Genomic DNA, 2,614 nt, shown 5'->3' with positions numbered 1-2,614 from the left:
TGTTCACGGCTCGCCAGGTGCCGCTCACCATTTATGGAGTGGCGCACGCGCTCATGCGCTCTCCCGACCAGGTCGAGGCCATGAAGGAGGCTGGCTGGGAGATAGCCAGCCACGGCCTCAAATGGGTCGAACACAAGGACATGGCAGAGGACGAGGAGCGCCGGCAGATCGCCGAGGCAATCCGGGTTCATGCGCAGGTGACGGGAGAAAGACCCCTCGGTTGGTATACCGGGCGGTGCTCGATGAACACCACGCGGCTGGTGATGGAGGAGGGTGGCTTCCTCTACTCCTCTGACGATTACTCTGATGACTTGCCATATTTCCTCAACAAGCCGGGTGGCGGCCGCCACCTGATCATTCCCTACACGCTCGACGCCAACGACATGCGCTTTGCCACCGCGCAGGGCTTCAACACGGGTGAGCAGTTCTACCAGTATCTCAAGGACAGCTTCGACTGCCTCTATGAGGAGGGCCGCAAGGGAAGCCCCAAGATGATGTCAGTGGGGCTCCACTGCCGTCTTGCCGGGCGCCCTGGCCGTGCGCTTGGCCTGGCCAAGTTCCTTGATCATGTGCTCGGTCATGAAAAGGTCTGGGTCCCGCGGCGCATCGACATAGCCCGGCACTGGCTGCAACGCTTTGGCTGAATCATGACAAAACCGATCTCCCCCGACCTGCGAAGCGGCGCGCTGGTGTATCACGCCGAGCCCCGTCCCGGTAAGCTCGAGGTGCGCCCAACCAAGCCGCTTGGCAACCAGCGCGACATGGCGCTGGCCTATTCCCCTGGCGTGGCAGCCGTGTCGGAAGCGATCCATGCCGATCCGGCGCTGGTCTCGAAATATACCAGTCGCGCCAATCTCATTGGCGTCATTTCCAATGGCACTGCCGTTCTCGGTCTCGGCAATATCGGGCCGCTGGCTGCCAAGCCGGTGATGGAGGGCAAGGCCGTTCTTTTCAAGAAATTTGCCGACATTGACGTCTTTGACATTGAGGTCAATCAGACGGATGTCGAAGGTTTTGTGAACACGGTTGCATCCCTTGAGCCTACCTTCGGCGGCATAAACCTCGAAGACATCAAGGCGCCGGAATGTTTCGAGATCGAGCAGCAGCTGCGGGCCCGCATGAAGATTCCCGTGTTCCATGATGACCAGCATGGAACGGCGGTGATTGTCGCTGCAGCCGTCACCAACGCACTGATGCTCACCGGCAAGACCATTGCATCAGCCAAGATCGTGACCTCGGGTGCTGGGGCCGCCGCGCTCGCCTGCATCAGTGAGCTCGTCAGCCTTGGCGCCGACCCGCGCAACATCTGGGTAACGGACCTTGAGGGTGTCGTCTACAAGGGCCGCGAGAAACTGATGGACCGCTGGAAGGCGGTTTATGCCCAGGAGACTGACGCCCGCCGGCTCGATGACGTGATTAGCGGCGCGGACATCTTTCTCGGCCTGTCAGCTGGCGGCGTGCTCAAGCCCGATCACCTTCGCCGCATGGCGAGAGATCCGCTGATCCTCGCGCTGGCAAATCCGGTTCCCGAGATCATGCCCGAGGAAGCGATCGCCACGAGGCCGGACGCCATGATCTGCACCGGCCGCTCGGATTATTCCAACCAGGTGAATAACGTCCTGTGCTTTCCCTACATCTTTCGTGGCGCGCTTGATGTAGGCGCGAGCACCATCAACGAGGCCATGAAGCAGGCGGCGGTTGCCGCAATCGCCAGTCTTGCGCGTGAGGCTCCGTCGGATGTCGTGGCGCGCGCCTATGGTGGCGAGTCGCGCGTGTTCGGCAAGGAATCTCTCATTCCGTCGCCGTTTGATCCGCGGCTCATCCTGCGCATTGCGCCGGCTGTGGCGAAGGCGGCCATGGAGAGCGGCGTTGCCACCCGTCCCATTGCTGATCTTGATGCCTATGTCGAGCGCCTGCAGCGTTTCGTGTTCCGTTCAGGTTTCGTCATGCGCCGCATCTTCGCAGCCGCCAAGACGGAGCCGCGGCGCGTGATCTATGCCGACGGCGAAGACGAGCGCGTGCTCCGGGCTGCTGAGGTGGTTCTAGAGGAGGGCCTCGCCAAACCGATTCTCATCGGCCGTCCGCCGGTGATCGAGACGCGCCTCAGGCGTCATGGCCTGTCGATCCGGCCAGGGCGGGATTTCGAAATCATCAATCCCGAAGATGATCCGCGCTATCGTGATTATGTTGCAAGCTATGTCGAGATAGCCGGGCGCCGTGGCGTGACGCCCGATGCGGCACGCACGCTGGTCAGAACCTCGACCACGGTCATTGCCGCGCTTGCGCTGCGTCGGGGCGAGGCGGATGCGATGATCTGCGGCCTTGAGGGCCGCTATCGCGGCAAGCTGCGCCATATCCGCGACATCGTTGGCCTCGCGCCGGGTGTACGCGAACTGGCGGCAATGAGCCTTCTGATCACCTCGCGGGGTATCCTGTTTCTTGCTGACACGCACGTGCAGTTTGAGCCTTCGGCGGAGGCGATCGCCGATACGGTGCTGATGTGTGCCGCCCATGTCGGCCGGTTCGGCATCACGCCGAAGGTCGCACTGGTGACGCATTCTGACTTTGGCGATTTCAACACCCCCGATTCGGAAAAAATGCGCGCGGCTCTTGC

The 2,614-nt window shown here is 61.9% G+C and carries 1 protein-coding gene and 1 pseudogene; both read left to right on the top strand.

What is annotated here, in order from left to right:
• Positions 1 to 638, top strand: a pseudogene (locus tag ACILRN_RS16590) (polysaccharide deacetylase family protein); the annotation flags it as partial.
• Positions 639 to 647: 9 nt separating this feature from the next.
• Positions 648 to 2,614: NADP-dependent malic enzyme (locus ACILRN_RS16585; protein ID WP_395690068.1), on the top strand; the 1,967-nt coding region annotated here is incomplete at its 3' end.

This window comes from Aestuariivirga sp., from assembly GCF_044238155.1.
Taxonomy (GTDB): Bacteria; Pseudomonadota; Alphaproteobacteria; order Rhizobiales; family Aestuariivirgaceae; genus Aestuariivirga.
Note: the sequence above shows the minus strand (reverse complement) of the source record. Positions and strands in the feature narration are given on the sequence as shown.